Source organism: Sporosarcina sp. BP05, assembly GCF_014282005.1.
Taxonomy (GTDB): domain Bacteria; phylum Bacillota; class Bacilli; order Bacillales_A; family Planococcaceae; genus Sporosarcina.
On the sequence record NZ_JACFTD010000002.1, the window covers coordinates 271,191 to 290,133 of the forward strand.

Annotated in this window: 18 protein-coding genes; 17 read left to right on the forward strand and 1 reads right to left on the reverse strand. The window is 37.4% G+C overall.

Going from position 1 to position 18,943, the window contains the following annotated elements; genetic code table 11:
• The first annotated feature begins 109 nt into the window (after positions 1–109).
• The 10 genes from H2672_RS03135 (at position 110) to H2672_RS03180 (ending at position 10,456) form a co-directional block, all read left to right on the forward strand.
• Positions 110–1,537: an MATE family efflux transporter gene (locus H2672_RS03135; RefSeq protein ID WP_186668828.1), complete on the forward strand. Its 1,428-nt coding sequence runs from the start codon at positions 110–112 to the stop codon at positions 1,535–1,537.
• Between the two features lie 21 nt (positions 1,538–1,558).
• The gene (locus H2672_RS03140) at positions 1,559–2,236 is read left to right on the forward strand and encodes a hypothetical protein (RefSeq protein WP_186668830.1); all 678 of its coding nucleotides are present in this window, start codon (positions 1,559–1,561) and stop codon (positions 2,234–2,236) included.
• Between the two features lie 200 nt (positions 2,237–2,436).
• A complete protein-coding gene (locus tag H2672_RS03145; protein ID WP_186668832.1) occupies positions 2,437–2,589 on the forward strand; it encodes a hypothetical protein in 153 nt (50 codons plus the stop codon).
• A 279-nt stretch (positions 2,590–2,868) separates the two neighbouring features.
• Positions 2,869–3,132, forward strand: a complete 264-nt coding sequence (locus H2672_RS19875) for a winged helix-turn-helix domain-containing protein (RefSeq protein ID WP_370569597.1) — start codon at positions 2,869–2,871, stop codon at positions 3,130–3,132.
• Between the two features lie 649 nt (positions 3,133–3,781).
• Positions 3,782–4,780, forward strand: a complete 999-nt coding sequence (locus tag H2672_RS03155) for a metal ABC transporter solute-binding protein, Zn/Mn family (protein WP_186668834.1) — start codon at positions 3,782–3,784, stop codon at positions 4,778–4,780.
• Between the two features lie 257 nt (positions 4,781–5,037).
• The gene (gene asnB / locus H2672_RS03160) at positions 5,038–6,858 is read left to right on the forward strand and encodes an asparagine synthase (glutamine-hydrolyzing) (protein ID WP_186668836.1); all 1,821 of its coding nucleotides are present in this window, start codon (positions 5,038–5,040) and stop codon (positions 6,856–6,858) included.
• A gap of 320 nt (positions 6,859–7,178) precedes the next feature.
• Entirely contained in the window at positions 7,179–7,727 is a 549-nt protein-coding gene (locus H2672_RS03165) for a TVP38/TMEM64 family protein (protein ID WP_186668838.1), read from the forward strand.
• A gap of 338 nt (positions 7,728–8,065) precedes the next feature.
• Entirely contained in the window at positions 8,066–9,076 is a 1,011-nt protein-coding gene (locus H2672_RS03170; RefSeq protein ID WP_186668840.1) for a rod shape-determining protein, read from the forward strand.
• Between the two features lie 138 nt (positions 9,077–9,214).
• Positions 9,215–10,156: a stage II sporulation protein P gene (gene spoIIP / locus H2672_RS03175; protein WP_255485312.1), complete on the forward strand. Its 942-nt coding sequence runs from the start codon at positions 9,215–9,217 to the stop codon at positions 10,154–10,156.
• 78 nt (positions 10,157–10,234) lie between these two features.
• Complete coding sequence (locus tag H2672_RS03180) at positions 10,235–10,456, forward strand: hypothetical protein (protein ID WP_186668842.1); 222 nt, start codon at positions 10,235–10,237, stop codon at positions 10,454–10,456.
• Positions 10,457–10,463: 7 nt separating this feature from the next.
• On the opposite strand, the gene resA is transcribed toward H2672_RS03180, so the two are convergent.
• Positions 10,464–10,997, reverse strand: a complete 534-nt coding sequence (gene resA / locus H2672_RS03185; protein ID WP_186668844.1) for a thiol-disulfide oxidoreductase ResA — start codon at positions 10,995–10,997, stop codon at positions 10,464–10,466.
• A 221-nt stretch (positions 10,998–11,218) separates the two neighbouring features.
• On the opposite strand from resA, the gene H2672_RS03190 reads away from it, so the two are divergent.
• From H2672_RS03190 to ccsB, 7 genes are all read left to right on the forward strand, one after another.
• Positions 11,219–12,577 carry a sensor histidine kinase gene (locus H2672_RS03190; protein ID WP_186668851.1) on the forward strand — a complete coding sequence of 453 codons (1,359 nt, stop codon included), beginning with the start codon at positions 11,219–11,221 and terminating at the stop codon, positions 12,575–12,577.
• Between the two features lie 19 nt (positions 12,578–12,596).
• The gene (locus tag H2672_RS03195) at positions 12,597–13,274 is read left to right on the forward strand and encodes a response regulator transcription factor (RefSeq protein ID WP_186668853.1); all 678 of its coding nucleotides are present in this window, start codon (positions 12,597–12,599) and stop codon (positions 13,272–13,274) included.
• Between the two features lie 13 nt (positions 13,275–13,287).
• A complete protein-coding gene (locus H2672_RS03200; protein WP_255485288.1) occupies positions 13,288–14,211 on the forward strand; it encodes a F510_1955 family glycosylhydrolase in 924 nt (307 codons plus the stop codon).
• Positions 14,212–14,233: 22 nt separating this feature from the next.
• The gene (locus tag H2672_RS03205) at positions 14,234–14,968 is read left to right on the forward strand and encodes a cytochrome c biogenesis CcdA family protein (RefSeq protein WP_186668857.1); all 735 of its coding nucleotides are present in this window, start codon (positions 14,234–14,236) and stop codon (positions 14,966–14,968) included.
• A gap of 81 nt (positions 14,969–15,049) precedes the next feature.
• Entirely contained in the window at positions 15,050–15,760 is a 711-nt protein-coding gene (locus H2672_RS03210; RefSeq protein ID WP_186668859.1) for a cytochrome c biogenesis CcdA family protein, read from the forward strand.
• A 103-nt stretch (positions 15,761–15,863) separates the two neighbouring features.
• Complete coding sequence (gene resB / locus H2672_RS03215) at positions 15,864–17,510, forward strand: cytochrome c biogenesis protein ResB (protein ID WP_186668869.1); 1,647 nt, start codon at positions 15,864–15,866, stop codon at positions 17,508–17,510.
• The gene (ccsB, locus tag H2672_RS03220) at positions 17,510–18,694 is read left to right on the forward strand and encodes a c-type cytochrome biogenesis protein CcsB (protein ID WP_186668871.1); all 1,185 of its coding nucleotides are present in this window, start codon (positions 17,510–17,512) and stop codon (positions 18,692–18,694) included. The genes resB and ccsB overlap by 1 nt, the downstream gene beginning before the upstream one ends.
• Positions 18,695–18,943: the final 249 nt, after the last annotated feature.

An 18,943-nucleotide genomic window follows, 5' to 3' on the forward strand; every position in this document is an offset into this window, starting at 1 on the left:
CAGTTCTCTTCATGATTCAATCCTCATTTTTGTATACCGGTAACAGATTCTTAATCTAAAGGATAAGAATCTTTTTACCGGAAATACTAATAATCTTGGGAGGATTATCATGAAAAATAATGATGTTACCATACCTAATTCAAAAAGCACAAAGGATAAAATTAAGATTATTTTAGTGCTAGCATTGCCTGCGGTGATAGAAAATTTATTTCAGACGATTCTCGGCTTTGTTGATACTTACTTTGTATCGAAAATTGGTCTTGCTGAAGTTTCAGCAGTTGGTGTCACTAATGCTTTGCTTGCCATTTATTTTGCTTTGTTTATGGCAATTGGCGTTGCAGCTAATGTACGAATAGCAAATTTCATTGGAGCAAAACAGCCAGAAAAAGCACGACATATTGCCCAGCAATCAGTTATATTGGCTATTTTGATTGGCATATTGACGGGAATTATTACTATTTTCTTTGCAGAACCATTATTAAAGCTGATGGGAATAGAAGAAAATGTGCTCGAGGCAGGGGTTATTTACTTTAAAATCGTAGCTATCCCCTCTGTATTTATGTCTTTAATGTTTGTGCTAAGTGCAATCTTAAGAGGAGCGGGTGATACACGTGCCCCAATGAAAGTCAGTATTTTAATTAACATAGTTAATGGTGTGTTGGACTATATTTTAATTTTTGGGTTCTGGTTAATTCCCGAAATGGGCATTACTGGAGCTGCAATAGCAACTGTTGTTTCAAGAATTATTGGTAGCCTTGCTCTCTTTTATTATATAAAGCGTACTCCTGTTCTTGCTTTTAGGAAGGATTATTGGAAGCCAGATAAACAACACATACGGGAATTAGTAACTCTCGGAGGCCCTGCTTCTGGTGAAAGGCTAGTCATGAGGATTGGACAAATCGTTTACTTTGGATTCATTGTCGCACTTGGTACAAATGTTTTTGCAGCACATCAAATTGCAGGAAACGTGGAAGTTTTATCATATATGATTGGCTACGGTTTTGCGACGGCAGCAACCATTCTTGTTGGACAGCAAATTGGTGCAGGAAACATAGGCGAAGCAAAGAAATATGCAGTCCTTTGTACAGGGATCGGTATTGGTTTGATGACCATTATAGGCGTTCTGATTTTTACTTTAGGAAACTGGGCAGGCAGCATATTTACGAACGACGCTGAGGTAATTGAAAATATCGGAACCTCCTTAAAAGTGTCGGGTGTTTTCCAGCCATTCCTCGGTTTATTACTCATTCTTACCGGTGCATTTCAGGGAGCGAATAACACCAAGTTTCCAATGTACCTGACAGCCGCTGGTATGTGGGGAATTCGAACATTACTTGTGTATTTATTAGGAATTCAACTTGGATGGGGACTTCTTGGTGTATGGATTGCAATTGGTATAGATATTGCTTTTAGGGCTGTGGTCTTAACTATACAGTTCAAGCGTGGTAAATGGATTTCTGTTAAAAAGGACGCTGAAGATGAATGTCATCCTCAAACGTCAAAAGAAACTATGTCCGGATGCGTTAATAACTATTAAATAAAATTGGAGGAATCTGAAATGGAACAACATCATAAAAATCATATAGATACAACAAAGGAAAATGAAATTCAGGTAACTATTTCTTATCAAAATAAGGTCTTTAAATTGTATTTAGAAGATGATGAGGGAAACGGACCGGAATTAGAGCTTAATCACGAGAAACTACTTCACCTTATAATTGTAAGTGAAGATTTAAATGAATATTTTCACCTACACCCTGTTCAAAAGAATGAACAAGCATTCGAAATCGATATTGTATTGACAGGTCACTCATATATGGCTTTTGTGGACATTAAACCTAAAAGGAAAAATTACACGATTAAAGGGATTACCGTACCAACAGGTGATAACATTGATCGTCATAACATGAGTACTGGTTTAAATATAGATAAACAAGGGACAAAAGAGATTAACGGGGTAATAGTTGAATTCCAGCATGATTCATTTGAGACTGGAAAGGATATCAAACTTAATTTTAACATCAAAAACGCAATAGCTGAACCTTACTTAGGAGCATTAGGTCATGTGGTAATTATTGATGAAAAAGTAGAAAATTTTATTCATGTTCACCCCATCTCAGATGAGAGTACATTGTTTCAAACACAATTTGATAAGCCGGGATTATATAAATTATGGGCAGAATTTAAATTTGATGGAGAAGTCACAGTCTATCCGTATGTGATTAAAGTAGTGTAAAAGGAAAAAGTCGAATTATAATTCAAATTAGGGGAATACTACACAGCTCCCGCAGAAAATTCAGCAATTCATACAGAATTCCAGCTAATTTAAGCTGATTTACCAAAGTATAAACTTAAATATAATAATCTATTCCATAAAAATACAATTGAGACATCAACTTACAACAGTAAGTCCATCGAAGTAGAGGGGGTGAGAATATGAAAGAATGTTGTTCTACAAATGGAGAAAATCAAAAAAAAGAAGCTCAAGCTCAACCTCAAGAACAAGAAAACTGTTGTACACCTCGGGAAGAGGAACACAAACGGGATACGATGAAAGAGAAAAAACATGAACATGGTTGTGATTGTTAAACGTTAAATTCAGGATGGAGACACATTTCATGCCGTTGCTTATTATATGACGAAAAAAGACATCGTTCCTCAAATGGGGGAAACGATGTCTTTTTGATCTACATGGACTTTTTAGTGACCTCGAACATTTCCGGGGTCACTTACTAGCTATCTAGGGAACAGGGTCTTTTTTTTCAGTCCATTTTATGGGGCGCAGTTCAAATATGCAGAAGACGCACTTTTTCAAATGGGTTTAAGGCCTGATATTTTTAATATAGTAACATCAATGACAAATTAAGAATATTTTCTGATGGAGAAGTTCATAAAACAAGTGATTTTTATGACCGGTTCGCACGTGAGTTCTCTTTAATAGATGCACAAAAAGCAGAATATTTACCAAGCGGAAAGCAGTTAGTATATCGCAATCGTATTGGTTCGGCTCGTACATATTTATTTAAAGTAGGAATGTTGGAACAAGTTCAAAGAGGGGCTTATAAAATATCTGATCGGGGGAATTCCATTCTTAGCAACCCTAATATCATAGCCCTTACTCCTAATGATTAAATTGGATATAAAGAATTCCAAGACTTTCAAGCCATTGGAACAAAAGGGGATTCGATTCAGCTAGAATTTGTATATTACGAAAAATTGGATCCTGAAGAACAATTGATAAGTAGTTATTTGCAATTGAAAAATACTTTGTTGGATGAGTTAATAGAAAAAGTAAATTCAGGAAGTCCAGAGTTTTTTGAAGAACTTGTTGTAAAATTATTAGTCTCCATGGGGTATGGCGAAGAGTAAGTAAGCGACAGTCCAACACTTAACAAAGAGTCCGCTTTAGTAAGGATATTCATTTTACTATATTTTAGGCGGAAATATACTTGGAAATACAACCGTTTATTTACAATGAAAAGCCCATTACCTTCCTGGATAAGTTGGACTTACTTAAATAACGGAGACATTAGATTACATCTGCGAAAGATGGGGAAGTTATTAATAAATTTTATAAGTCCATACCTGGTGTGCATGGTCCGTGTGCGGACTTTTTTCATAGACTAATGACATTGTAGGTTTAGATAACGCATATAAAGTTTAATTTAACCATACCTTCTCCCTACCCAATGACTTAGAACTTATTTTTATGCACTTGCAAATAGTAATCATTACGATTACAATAAAAAAGCACATAATTAGAATAAAGGGGGAATAGATAGTGAATAAGAAAATATTTGCTACGATAACATTTATTATTGGGATATTGATTTTAACTGCTTGTAGTAATGAGGGATCACCGACTTCCGAAGAAAGTGATGAAAGAAAGTTGGAAATATATACAACCATCTATCCATTTCAATATTTTACAGAGCGAATTGGGGGAGATGCCGTTTCGACCAAAAGTATTGTACCTCCCGGAGCTGATGCTCACTCAATAGATATCACGATGAAGGAAATGGCAAAACTGGCAGATAGTGATGCGTTCATACATTCAGGAACAGGATTAGAGAGCTTTGCTAAATCTGTAATTGAGGCTATGGAAAATGAAAATGTAAAAATCATCAATGCCACAAAGAATGTTAAATTAATTAGTGGACAAGTTGATCCTCATGATGTGGAAGAAGAAAATTCAGTTGAGCATAGTGAAGAAGAAAATGAGGACGTTCATGACGAACATGGCGATGAGTTTGCTGTCGATCCACATGCCTGGTTAGATCCTATTCGTTCAACAATAATTGCTGAAAATATCAAAAATGCATTAATTGAATTAGATCCGAAAAACAAGCCGGTATTCGAAGAAAATTTCAATTCACTAAAGAAGGATTTAGAGCAATTAAATAAAGAATTCACTGATGTGATTAATAATTCAAAAAGTAAAACTTTTATTGTCTCTCATTCTGCATATGGTTATTGGGAAGATGCATATGGTTTAAAGCAAATTGCTATCAGTGGTTTATCCCCATTTGACGAACCTTCTCAATCAAAAATAGTAGAAATTATAAAATCAGTGAAAGAAAACAACTTACAATACATCTATTATGAGACTAATGTAAAGAATAAAATAGCTAATACTGTAAAAAAAGAAACAGGGTTAGAAACTTTGGCTTTACACAATCTTGAATCGATTTCTAAAGAAAACATTGAATCTAACGAAGATTATTTAAGTTTAATGAAAAAAAATATTGAAGCGCTTAGCCAAGAACTTAATCAAAAGTAGAATTGGATGTAAAGTTACTTAATGTTAATAAAATACTATTTTAGTTTAAAACTGCCAAGACAACTCTAGTCTTTGCAGTTTTTTATTTTCTAAATACGTAATAGCCACGAATTAGTATTAAATCGCGATAATCTTAAGATATAACCACTAAATTGGGTGGTTCTTCTGCAAAGTTTTTGCACATTAAAAAGGTATGCTTTTTTAGCACCCTAAAAATGGTGCTTAGTTTATACAAAAAACGAATGGAGTTACAATGTATGGGTGGATTTACCGGTTTTATTGGAGAAACAAAAAATGCTTCAGTTGTTTTAGAGCGCATGATGGACAATATCATCCATCGCGGTCCTGACTCTTCGGGTATGTTTATAGAAAACGAAGCAGCACTCGGATTTCGTCGTTTAAGTAATATTGATTTAGAGTATGGGAGTCAGCCGTATTACAAAGAAGAGGAATCACTTGTTTTAACTTTTAATGGGCAAATTTATAATTCCCATGAGTTAAGGGAGGAACTGATTTCTAATGGTTATGTGTTCAAAACTCACACTGATAGCGAAGTATTGATCCATGGATACGAAGAGTATGGGGAAAGTTTGACTGGGAAATTACGTGGTATGTTCGCATTTGTTATTTGGGATCGGAAAAATAAAAAACTATTTGGCGCTCGTGATATGTTTGGCATTAAACCATTTTATTATGCGCATATGAATGGTACATTATTTTTCGGCTCTGAAATTAAAAGCTTTCTGCCGCATATTCACTTCAATAAAGAATTAAACGAAAATGCTTTGAAACCTTATTTAACGTTTCAGTTTTCCGTATTAAACGAAACCTTTTTTAAAGGCGTTTTTAAATTACCAGCGGCGCATTATATGACATATGAGGACGGACAAATTAATACCCAGCGTTACTGGGCTCCAAAATTCAATCCAACAGATCAACCATTGGAAGAGATTGTAGAAGAACTTGATCAAGTGGTAAGAGAATCTATACATGCACATCAAATTAGTGATGTAAAGGTTGGTTCCTTTTTATCAAGCGGCGTTGATTCAAGTTATGTAGCATCTGTGTTGAAACCGGAAAAGACCTTTACGGTGGGCTTTGGTAACCAAAGTTTCTCCGAAATCGATAATGCAAAAAAACTATCTAACGAATTAGGAATTGAAAATAGCAATGCAATTTTAGATCCCGACCTCTGCTTTGAAAAATTGGAGGACATTCAATATATGATGGATGAACCACATTCAGATCCATCAATCGTGCCGTTGTATTTTTTGGCGGAGCTTGCAAGCCGTGATGTAAAGGTCATATTCTCCGGAGAAGGTGCTGATGAATTATTTGGCGGATACGATGAGTACGATTCGACAAACTTGATGAAGAAGTATAAAAAACTCCCACTTACAGTTCGAAAACCTTTGGGCATACTATCAAAACATCTACCAGAAATAAGAGGAAAGAAATTCTTGATTAAAGGTGGACTTTCGCCAGAAGAGTGGTTTATTGGACAAGCAAGAATATTTGAAGAAAAAGCAGCGAGTAAAATTTTAACAAGCTCGTATAACAACACACCTACCGTAAATGAAATCGTTAAACCATATTATGACCAAGTGAAGGGTGAAGACGATGTTACAAAAATGCAGTATTTAGACTTACACCTTTGGTTAGTGGATGATATTTTATTGAAAGCAGATAAGATGAGTATGGCACATTCTATTGATGTACGGATGCCATTTCTAGACCGTGAAGTAATAAAAATCGCTTCAAAAGTACCTACAAAATACCGTGTAAATGATATAGATACGAAATATGCATTTCGAATCGCTGCAAAACGGACGTTGCCAGAAGAATATGCGAACCGTAAAAAGATCGGCTTCCCAGTTCCGATTCGCCATTGGATTCGAGAGGAAAAATACTATTTGAAAATCAAGTCTTATTTTGAAAGTGTAGAGGCGGCTCAATTTTTTAATCAGCAGTCAATTATGGATTTGTTAAATGAACATTATAATGGTAAAACTAATAATGGGCGAAAAGTATGGACAATCTATTCGTTCCTAATTTGGCATAAGAAGTATTTTGGTTAAGAATTTCATAGTGGTGGCGAAAAGAAATGGTAACTAATCGTGTAGTTTTATTATTATAGGCACTGTTTCTTTTAATCAAAATAGGTTGTATTAATGGCGAAAATTGCAATGCTCAATAACATTAATATAGCTTTGATGTCAAGGTTATTATTACCGGCGGTCCACCACTGTATCATTTCCAATAGGTCGTCCTTGATAGTTTAATAATTTTTACGACACCGTGCGGATTACTCTTAACAAGGATAACATTCACCTTCAACAAAATAATTTGAATGCAGAAAATAAACGGTTATCACGACTTATGAAACCCGGTGGTGTGTATGGTAGAAGAGATTCTGCAATGGTTTGAAAATAGTGGTTTACTCGCTGTTTGGATAAGTATAATTTTAAATATTATTATTAGTGTCTTGGGGGTTATACCAAGCGTTTTTATAACGGTGGCAAATATCAGTTACTTTGGATTTGGGAAAGGTTTAATTCTTTCTATACTAGGAGAGGTTTTGGGCGCAATAATAAGCTTTTATCTGTATCGAAAAGGTATAAACAAAGTAAAAACTAAGGTCATAATTAACAATAAATATTTAAATAGGTTACAACAAAGCAAAGGAATGGAAGCTTTTTCACTAATTTTAGCACTCAGGGTTTTCCCGTTTGTACCATCAGGTTTAGTTACTTTGGCAAGTGCGGGTAGCAACGTTGGAATGTTGAACTTTTCAATAGCCAGTACACTTGGAAAAATACCTGCTCTTTTTATAGAAGCATACTCCACTCAGCAAATTCTCAAATGGAGCGGGCAGGGCAAAGTAATCTTTGGAATTTCATCTATTATCATCATTAGTATATTAATAAGAAAGAGTACCACTAAATAAAGTGGACTCTTTTTTGATGTCCGGTCACTTCGTTTTTGACGAAATACTATGTCATGGAATTCTAATCACAATCTATCTTTGCAATATTAAGACTCCATGTATTGACTCAGATTCACATCTTTATTTTTAGTAATTGACCAAATCAGATTATCAATGAAATTTAACTACATATTAAAGGAAGGGAAAAAATATTGATGCGCTATCTCCATATTTCCTGCAAACTTTTAAAGTACAGTAAATGTGGAACCTTTATTTTTGGAAGACTATAAAAAAGGCAGATAACCAGCAACACATATTCGATTTTTCAACAATTAGATGAAGGATAAGGAGAAAAAACTATGTTTGGTATGGATGCAAGAAATCTTGGAATTGATTTAGGAACAGCAAACACTCTTGTTTTTGTTAAAGGGAAAGGGATCGTCGTTCGGGAGCCTTCTGTTGTTGCGATGGAAACTAAAACAAATCAAATTATTGCGATCGGAAATGAAGCGAAGAATATGATTGGACGTACTCCGGGAAACATTGTTACCGTGTGTCCGATGAAAGACGGTGTTATTGCGGATTATGAAACTACTGCAATGATGATGAATCATTTTATAAAAAAAACAAAAAAACCAAGTATTCTTAGCAATAAGCAGTATGTAATGGTTTGTATACCATCTGGGGTAACAACAATAGAAAGACGTGCTGTCATCAATGCAGCTAAACAAGCAGGTGCGCGGGATGCCTTTTTGATTGAAGAGGCGTTTGCCGCAGCAATTGGATCTGGTTTACCAGTATGGGAACCAACTGGGAGCATGGTTGTTGATATTGGCGCCGGTACAACGGAAGTCGCGGTCATTTCTTTGGGTGGAATTGTGATTAGCCACTCCATTCGTGTCGCTGGTAATGAGATGGATCAATCAATCATTAGTTATATTAGAAAAAAGTATAATTTAATAATAGGGGAACGAACAGCCGAAAGTATTAAAATGGAAATCGGCGCTGTTGGAGATATAGAAGGAATCGCGAGCATGGAAATTCGTGGCCGGGATCAACTAACCGGACTACCAAAAATCATTGAGATACAGGCAAAGGATGTTCGGAATGCATTAAGCGATACGGTTTATTCCATTATCGAGTCAGTGAAAAATACATTAGAAAATACACCTCCAGAACTGGCTGCTGACATTATGGATAGCGGAATTATATTAACGGGTGGCGGAGCTTTGTTGGGTAACTTGGATAAAGTTATTAGTGAAGAAACTCAAATACATGCTCTAATAGCTAATGACCCACTCGATTGTGTAGCTATTGGAATAGGAACAGCTTTAGAAAACATTCACTTATTTAAAACTAAAGCAAAATAGATCATTACCATTATGTAAATCCCTGGTCATAAAAACCCTCTTAACTTTATCTGTTAAAATTGCCTAAGTTAAATTCGTGATGTGCATCTTCGTTAAAAAAAGCGATTAACAGTAATATGGGCGTTCTTCTTGCTTTTAATGATTTATAACAAAAAAGAGTTTAAAGATGCGGTCATTACAATCCAACTTGTAATGGAACAACTTTTAATTATTAAAAAGACTTCTATATCCGACAGTGTGCTACATATATTAGCTGACGGAGGAATGCCTATGAAGAAGTCGTTGAAAGTTTGGGGTGCACTTATCTTCTTTCTTTTCATATTTCCAGTTATCTTAGAACAGATCCCGAGTGAAACCCCAGAAGAAGTAGCAGTCGTCGCTCCATTGAATAACCGGCAATTAGTTTATGCGACAAATCTCATCGAACCGGAAGCAGAACCAGAACCACAAATCCAAACAGGCATGCGTGCGCTTTTATTTGCTACACATTCACATGAAGCATTTGAACCTATCACTCAACAACATGATGGAAAAATTGCGGTTTCTCATCCGGAAGCGAATATTATGAAGCTTAATGAAACGATAAAATCCCAGTTGGAATTCAATGGAATATCAACTGAAATTCTTGATGTCGATACTTCCTCGGTAATGATTCAGAAGGGGATACCTTATCACAAATCGTACGATGTGATTAGGCCGTATGTACAAAAGGCGTTGAAAGAAGTCGATTATGACATCATAGTCGACATACACCGCGATTACCTTAAAGCAGACAGAACGACACTCACGTATGAAGGGGAAAAGTATGCAAAAATCGTTTTTGTTATTGGCGGTGAGCATAGTAATTTCAAATTAAATAAGGAATTAGTCGATAGATTGACAGCTGAATTAGAAAAAATTGTTCCGGGTATAACTAGGCCTCTTGTTTTCAAAGCAGGACACGGTGTAGACGGAAAGTACAACCAAGATCTTGATCCGCGTCTCGTACTTATTGAAATGGGTGGGATCGGTAATAATGAAGCAGAACTGAACAGAACATCAGCTGTTCTTGCAAAAGCTGTTTCTAAGGTTCTTCAGTAAGAAGATCAATTTAAAGAATTAATGCATCGCGTGTTTATTGTTGAAAGATTAACGGCTTTGACATGAAGTCTTCAACGGATGCTGAATCAGGTTAAGCACAACGAATTTCAGAAGAAGAAGAAGAAGAAGAAGAAGAAGAAGAAGAAGAAGAAGAAGAAGAAGAAGAAGAAGAAGAAGAAGAGGCAGCCCCAAGTGAAAACTTTGGGAGCTGCCTCTTCATTATTTTGGGGAGTCTATATTCTGTTTGTCGAAGAAGGAATTCAACACCAGGAAACATCGTTTTTCGTTAGTGTTCATTGACTATTGTTTAGGGTTTAATTTGTTCCATATATCCTTGAATACTTTTTTCGCTCATTTCTCCCGTTATAATTTTCACGATTTTACCTTCTGGATTGATAAGTAAGGTGGTCGGTAATGGTCGAATGCTATACGCTTGCATAACACTTTTATTTTTATCAATTAGTGTCGGGAAAGTCATCCCATATTGCTCAGCAAATGTTCGAACCTTCAAGTCCGATTCTGCGATGTTAACCGCTAATACTTGAACTCCTTGATCTTTATAAACTTGGTATTGCCGACCCATCGCGGGCATTTCCTTTTTACATGGTGCACACCAAGTTCCCCAAAAGTTTAAGAACACACCTTGACCTTTATAATCCGAGAGTCGATGACTCACACCGTCCAAGTCGACTAATGCAAAATCCGGTGCGACGTCCCCGACCTTCAATATATCATGTTTTTCTTTTGTAAAGCTACTGTATATTGTAAAGACAACGGCACCAGCCAACACCGTTAAAATAATTAAACGCGTGATAAAACGATTCCTTTTTTTATTATTCATCTTTCGGTTGCCCCTTTCGAGACCCTTCGAGCCGCTAACGGTATGCTTGAAATGTCTTTGTTATGATAAGTACTATACTAAAGATATATCAAAAAATTATGCAGACACAAAGCTGTCATGTTCGTTCAATGAAATCGTTACCTTTCGTCATGTTTAGTTCTCTCTGCATAATTTTTTCATATTTATTCTCTATACTAATTTTGAGAGGAGAGAGTGTTCAGATGAACAGAATCTCTATAAAACTGGCCGCTTACTTTTTTATTTCTGTGCTTATAATGGAAACATCATTAATCTTTTATCTCCATCAGAATATCATCCACGCAAGGATTGATGAAGAATACTCTCGATTATTGGCGGACGGTTCAAATCATCGGGACGTGTTGGAAGATCATTATTCTGATATGACGTTAAAACATATCGCATTGATGGAGATTGGTGAGCGGGAAGTTGTTATCACAGGTAGCCAAGGAATCATAGCCAGCAGCTCTGACGAAAACAATTCGATAATACAACAATACTCTTCCCTATTAAATGATCTTGATTTGGATGAAGACAGGATTTTGGTTTCCGACTGGAAAGAGTCAGCGTATATTATTAGCGCTCATCCTTATAAAGTGGATTCAGGTCATTCCGGATACGTTGTAATGTTTCAAAGTACTCGTTCGATTGAGCAGTTAGTCAGTAAGCTAAACTTGCACTTCGGATTGGCGGGAGGGGCAAGTGGAATCGCACTGTTCATCATCTATGCAATCCTTTCTAAATTCCTAACACGCCCTCTCATCCGTATGAAGGAAGCGACTGAGAAATTGAGCCAAGGAGAATTCGATGTAAGTCTTCCTTTTGTCGGTAACGATGAGCTAGGTGAGTTATCGCGCTCAATCCAAAAACTTGCGAGTGATTTGGAACGGTTAAAAACTGAACGTAATGAATTCCTGGCATCTATATCTCACGAGCTAAGTACGCCATTAACATACTTGATTGGCTATTCGAAAGTGGCCATGAGACAAGGGCTGAATACTGATGAACGTCAGCATTATCTTACAATTATTGCGGAAGAGTCAGACCGAATGAAGGATCTCGTTAAAAACTTATTGGATTTAGCGAAAATGGATGAGACAACTTTCACTGTTTCAAAGGAATCTTTTTGGATACGTCCGTTCATTGAGGATCTCCATAGGCTAGTTGGACCTTCTTATAAACTTAAAAAACTAAGGCTTGACTTACTATGTAACGAGGATTTCCAAATCCACGCTGACCCCTTGCGATTGGAACAGATTGTCCTGAATTTACTGGACAATGCCTATAAATACTCAGAAGAAGATACAAATATTACGTTGGAAGTGTATAAAGATGAGGGGAAATCAGTCATTTCAGTTACTGATGTCGGAATCGGAATTCCACCCGAAGACATTGGATTTATCTTCGAGAAACTATACCGGGTCGAAAAATCACGCTCACGCACTTCTGGGGGATCAGGTATTGGTCTGGCAATCGTCAAGGAACTTGTCGAAGCCCACGGTGGCAGTATTCAAGTGGAAAGTAGCCTTGGAAAAGGAAGTACGTTCACCGTTAAAATTTAATGGGAGGCCTGAAGATGACATGCGGACGATCTTACTAATTGATGATGAGAAAAGGATGTTAGATTTAATTGAATTGTTTCTGATTCCACATGGATTTAGATGCATTAAAGAGACAAACGGACAGGTGGCGATTGAGACACTTAAACATGAGAAGATTAACCTTGTCCTATTGGATATCATGATGCCGGAAATCGATGGTTGGGAAGTATGTAGGAAAATACGCGAGTTCTCGGACGTCCCCGTCATTATGTTGACAGCGAGATCCGACAAACTGGATTTGGTTAAAGGGCTAGACACAGGCGCGGACGATTATATTACGAAACCTTTTGACGAGGGAGAGTTGGTTGCAAGAGTAAAAGCATTATTGCGCCGTATCCCAGCAGATGAATCAGATGCGGATAAGATTATTTACGGTGATTATAAACTGGATAAAGAAACATATTCCTTACAATTTAATGATTTAAAAGTACAACTCACGTTGAAAGAATTTTATATTGTTGAAGCATTGATTTCACGACCAAATAAGACTTTTACAAGGGAACAGTTATTATTTTCAGCATGGGAATATAACACTTACACAGATATTCGAACAGTGGACTCACACATACGTAATTTAAGAGAAAAATTAAAAACCGCTGGATTTCCTAGTGATGAATTTCTACTGACTGTATGGGGGATTGGATATAAGTGGAACTAAAGGGGATATTATGATGAAGAAAATCAAAATGTATGCAGGGCTGTTACTACTAATTGCTATATTATCAGCTTGTGGCACTACTGGTAATAAATCATATTCATTTGAAGAAGTGAAAAATAGTAAAATCAATCATTTACACGGCATGGGATATATAAATGGCGGACCCGAAATTGTGATTTCCACACATGACGGGCTCTATGAGTATGTCAAAGACGGATGGAAAGAAGCAAATAGTGAAAAACATGATTATATGGGTTTCCAGGCAATACGCGAAGGATTCTTTTCAAGCGGTCATCCGGAACCTGGCTCTAACTATAAAAATCCACTCGGACTTATCAAAAGCACTGACAGGGGTGCCAGTTTTGATCAATTAGCATTCTATGGAGAAATCGATTTCCATTACCTCGCTGCTGGTTATGATTCAAAAGCGATTTATGTATTGAATGAAACACCAACGAAAGAGATGCCCACGGGACTTCATTATTCTGCGGATGAGGGGACCACTTGGAAAGAATCATCCATGAATGAATTCAATTCTGAATTTATTTCGAACTTGGCCGCTCATCCTTCACGTAAAGAAATGATCGCTATTGGCAGTAAAGATGGGTTATTCCTTTCCGAAGATTATGGTGAAAATTTCAGCTTGCCCAATGAAGCAAAAATGGTCACTTATGTGACATTGACTGAAACTGGCGGATTATATGCGAACCTTGAAAATGAAACAGTGAAGCTCACATCATTTGCATTTGGTAGTGATCAAGAAATAGAAATTCAGTTACCAAAAAATCAACAGATTGAACCTATCGCCTTTATCGCGATGAATCCTGATGACCAAAAAGAGATTGTTATCGCTACTCACAACAATGATATTTATTTAACAAAAGATGAAGGGCTCAATTGGAAGACGCTCGCAGAAAGCGGCGAATTGGCAAAGTAAGGAGTTTGGAGGTGCTTCATCTATGTATGGAATGATGTCGAAAATCAGTCAAACAATTAGTGAACCGCTTACGATACTCGTACATTCATTTGCAGATGATCCGCTTATCTATGCGCTTTTATTGGGTTTAATAGGTGCAGTTGCACCTTGTCAATTGACCGGAAATATGAGTGCAATCACTATTTATGGGAATCGTACTATCCAAATGAAGACTGATTGGGTAGATATACTCTTCTTTATTGCTGGGAAAGTGTTTGTCTTCAGTTCTCTTGGTTTACTGACATGGCTAGTTGGCCAATCATTTGAAACGAAAATGACGGATTATTTTCCACTGTTCCGTAAAACGATTGGCCCGCTCATTATTATGACGGGACTTGTTTTGCTGGGTGTACTCAAACTAAGATTTCTTCAACGCATAACAATGCGTATTCCTATGAAGTTGCGGGGAGGAAAGCTTGGCTCTTTTTTGTTGGGAGCCAGTTTTTCCCTTGCCTTCTGTCCGACCATGTTCGTCATTTTTTTCTTTTGGCTCATGCCCGTCGTTGTGTCAACTTCGTATGGTTTAGTTCTGCCAGCTGTTTTTGGTATCGCGACTTCACTTCCTCTCCTATTACTGTTCTTTTTAATATGGGTTTTCGATGCAAAGCGTTTAATTATGAAGCGAAGCATGAAAGTGGGAAGAATTATACAACGTTTTGCCGGCTTTGTACTCGTGGTAATTGGTGTTTTAGATACAATCACTTTTTGGGGGATTTGAAGCATCATGGTTGTTACACCTATAAGTGGTGTTAAAGACGTTTTTGTTCTGATGAATTTTTCAAAAAAGGAGATTACATAGATGTTTACAGATTTAAATTTATTTATTGCGTTTGGTGCCGGCTTTCTTAATTTCATATCCCCTTGTACACTGCCGCTATATCCTGCTTTTATTTCTTACATTACGGGGATGTCACTTGATGACCTAAAATCCGATAAAAGGAAGTTCAACAAAAGTGGGATTTTCCATACAATTTTTTTCCTAATAGGTTTTTCAGTTATCTTCATTTTTCTTGGATACAGTTCATCGTTTGTTGGAACGTTCTTTTTCCAGTACCAAGATCTTCTTCGTCAAGTCGGTGCAATTTTCATTGTCATATTCGGTTTGATGATACTAGGTTTCTTTACGCCCAAGTTTTTAATGGAAGAGAAGAAATTACAATTTAAGAATCGTCCAGCCGGCTATTTTGGTACGTTCCTTATAGGACTCGCATTCGCTGCAGGCTGGACCCCATGCACCGGACCGATTACGGGGGCTGTATTTATGATTGCCTCCCAAAATCCAGGTTCGGGTGTATGGTATATGAGTGCATACGTTCTTGGGTTCGCAATCCCGTTTTTCCTTCTGTCCCTTTTCATAACACGGGTTTCTTGGATCCAAAAACACAATCGGACAATTACGAAGGTCGGGGGATACTTTATGATTGCACTTGGTGTACTCCTATTCTTCGATGGGTTGACTTATATTATCATATGGCTTAGTCCGATTTTTGGAGGATTTATGGGATTCTGATGTAATTTTAGGTTCCTTCTACTAGAAAATTAACGAAGAAGAGTGGAGAAGTTGAAGTTGAAGTTCATACAAATATGGAATTTGCATAAGGAGTAAATATAAAATGAGTAATAAAAAATGCCTTTGCGGGCATGAAAACCCGTTTGGCACAATTCTTTGTGAGCAATGCGGAAGGCCGCAGACAGACGAGGCAAAGAAAAGTAAACTTGTCGATATGCGCTATGAAGGGTCAGCAAGAAGATCACAAACATATAAACGGTCAATCATTGACAGAGTATGGAATTTCTTTTCAAGTGTCAAGGTTGGAATTAGCATTATTGTCGCAGTTCTCGTGACTTCCGCTTTTGGTACGTTGTTCCCGCAAAAGTTATATGTTCCTGCTGTTACGGATGCGGACATTGCTGCTTATTATGAAAGGTTATATGGATTCCCAGGCGTTCTATATTATGAACTGGGTTTTTACGACATGTACAATAGTTGGTGGTTCATTACACTGATTGGGATGCTTGGTACATCAATCATCATAGCCAGTTTTGACAGAGTGATCCCACTTTACAAGTCATTGAAAAAACAACGAACAAAACGTCATGTTTCCTTCATGAGTAGGCAACGGATTTATGGAATAGGTTCAGTCAATGATACGGATGTATCACTTGGTAAAGCGGAAAAGAAACTAAAGGAACTCCGATATAATGTGAAGATAGAAGATGGAGCAATACTTGCAGAGAAAGGTCGCTTTTCTAGATGGGGACCTTACGTTAATCATACGGGGCTGATTATTTTTCTTTTTGGTGTTCTATTACGTGGACTCCCAGGTTTTTATGTAGATGAAACACTTTGGCTTCGTGAAGGGGAGATGCGTGCAATCCCTGGAGCACCGGGATTCTATATAGAGAACCAGGATTTTATGATTGAATTATACTCGAAAGAAGAAGACGAGGTGTTTGGAGATGCAATCGACCGAGTAGGTGCAATCGTGAAGAATTATCAGACTGACGTCACATTGTATAAAGAAGCGGAAGATGCACTTCTAGGACAGTCCGACAAACTAGAATTCGTTAAAGATTATTCGATAATTGTCAATAAACCGCTTAACTTTGAAGGGTATAATGTTTTTCAAATGGACTATCGTCTTGATGAATTGAAATCAATGACATTTCATTTGACGGAAAAATCCACGGATAGGTCCTTCGGTGAATTCACTGTAGACCTTACTAATCCAGAACCTACATACGAGCTTGAGGAAGGTGCCCGTGTTGAACTAAAGGATTACTTCCCAGATTACGATGGAATTGAAGATGGTGAGCCAAAAACTAAATCACCTGTACCAAACAATCCAGCATTTATTTTTAAAATGGTGACATCGGATAAACCGGAAGGTGAAATGAGTTTCGTTGCAATTCAGCAAACTCTTGAAACAGAAGTAAATGATTACAAAGTGTCGTTTGTCAGTGCTGACACTCGTGATATTTCAGGTCTCACAGTTCGGAAAGACAAGACATTGTATATATTGCTCCTTGGGGGCATCATTTTCATGATTGGTGTTTCGCAAGGGTCTTATTGGAATCATAGAAGAATATGGATTCAAAAAGGGGAAGGCAATGAACTTCTCCTCGCCGGCCATACAAATAAAAACTGGTTCTCTTTGAGAAAAGAACTTGATCAAGTTAGAGATTATGCAAACTTACCACAGTATGAAGACCGGGAAGATACAGAGTCTTTTGAACAACAGAACGGGGATAATTCATAATGGAACTTGCGTCGTTAAGTGCAAACTTGCTACTCATCTCATTTGTCGCTTATTTTGTCGCCACACTGTTCTTCGGTGGAGCGGTAAAAGGTACGAAATCGGAGGCATCCTATAAAAGTAATCGATGGGGAAAGATTGCAATCGTCATTACGTCTATTGGATTCGTTTCCCATGTCGGGTTCTTCATCACACGCTGGATTGTATCTGGGCATGCTCCAGTTAGTAATATGTTCGAATTTATTACTGCATTTGCAATGATGCTCGTGGGTGCGTTCATCCTCCTATTTTACCTTTACAGAACACCGTCACTCGGCTTGTTTGCGTTACCGATTGCAATTATCATCATTGCCTACGCAAGTATGTTCCCGAGGGATATTGCACCACTCATCCCGGCGCTTCAAAGTTACTGGCTGACGGTGCATGTCATTACTGCGGCGCTTGGTGAGGCAATACTCGCAATCAGTGCGATTGCGGGACTAGTATACTTATTGAAAAATGTTGATTTGACTAAAAAATCTAAACAACGTTTCTGGCTAGAATCAATCATATTCACGTTGATTCTTGTATTCGGTTTTGTTCTATCATCCACAACATTTACTATTACAGGTTACGAAGCCAAATTTTCGTTTATTGATAAAAATGATAATCCTGCTCAAATCGTTTATAACTATCCGCCGCTATTTGGTATGAACGAATACGAGTCGCTCACACCAGATACAATGAAACCGTTCGCAGAAATGCCAGCTATTGTTAATGCGAAAACACTGACGACTTTCGTGTGGTCTTTACTGGTAGGAATTGTACTCTACTTAATAATACGGATTATTTTACGCCGTCCAGTTGCGACTATGTTACAACCGTTTGCTAAAAAAGCAAATTCCAAACTGATGGATGAAATCGGTTACCGTGCCGTTCTAATTGGATTCCCAGTATTCACGCTGGGTGCTCTCATATTCGCTATGATTTGGGCACATGAAGCTTGGTCCAGGTTCTGGGGATGGGATCCGAAAGAAGTTTGGGCACTCATTACGTGGCTATTTTATGCAGCATTCCTACATCTGCGTCTATCGCGCGGCTGGGAAGGTGAGAAGTCTGCATGGCTAGCGGTAATAGGGTTCATAATCATCATGTTCAACCTGCTCGCTGTTAACTTGATTATCGCAGGGCTGCATTCATACGCATGAGACTATTCAGCTTTAGCGACTTCGTTAGCTAAACTAAATATCCACTAGTATCAATCAGGACTAAATCATTTTATTTAGGGAAAATGTATGATTTTGCATCCAGCAAAATTGAGGATATTGAAAAAGTGTGATTTAAGCAACGTGATATTTTCATTTGAAGTTAATGGGTTATGGTTGGAAGATGCATTGGTCTAGATTTCAATAAAATTTATATGTGTGGGATGAAGTACCGGATAAAAAGGCTATGAA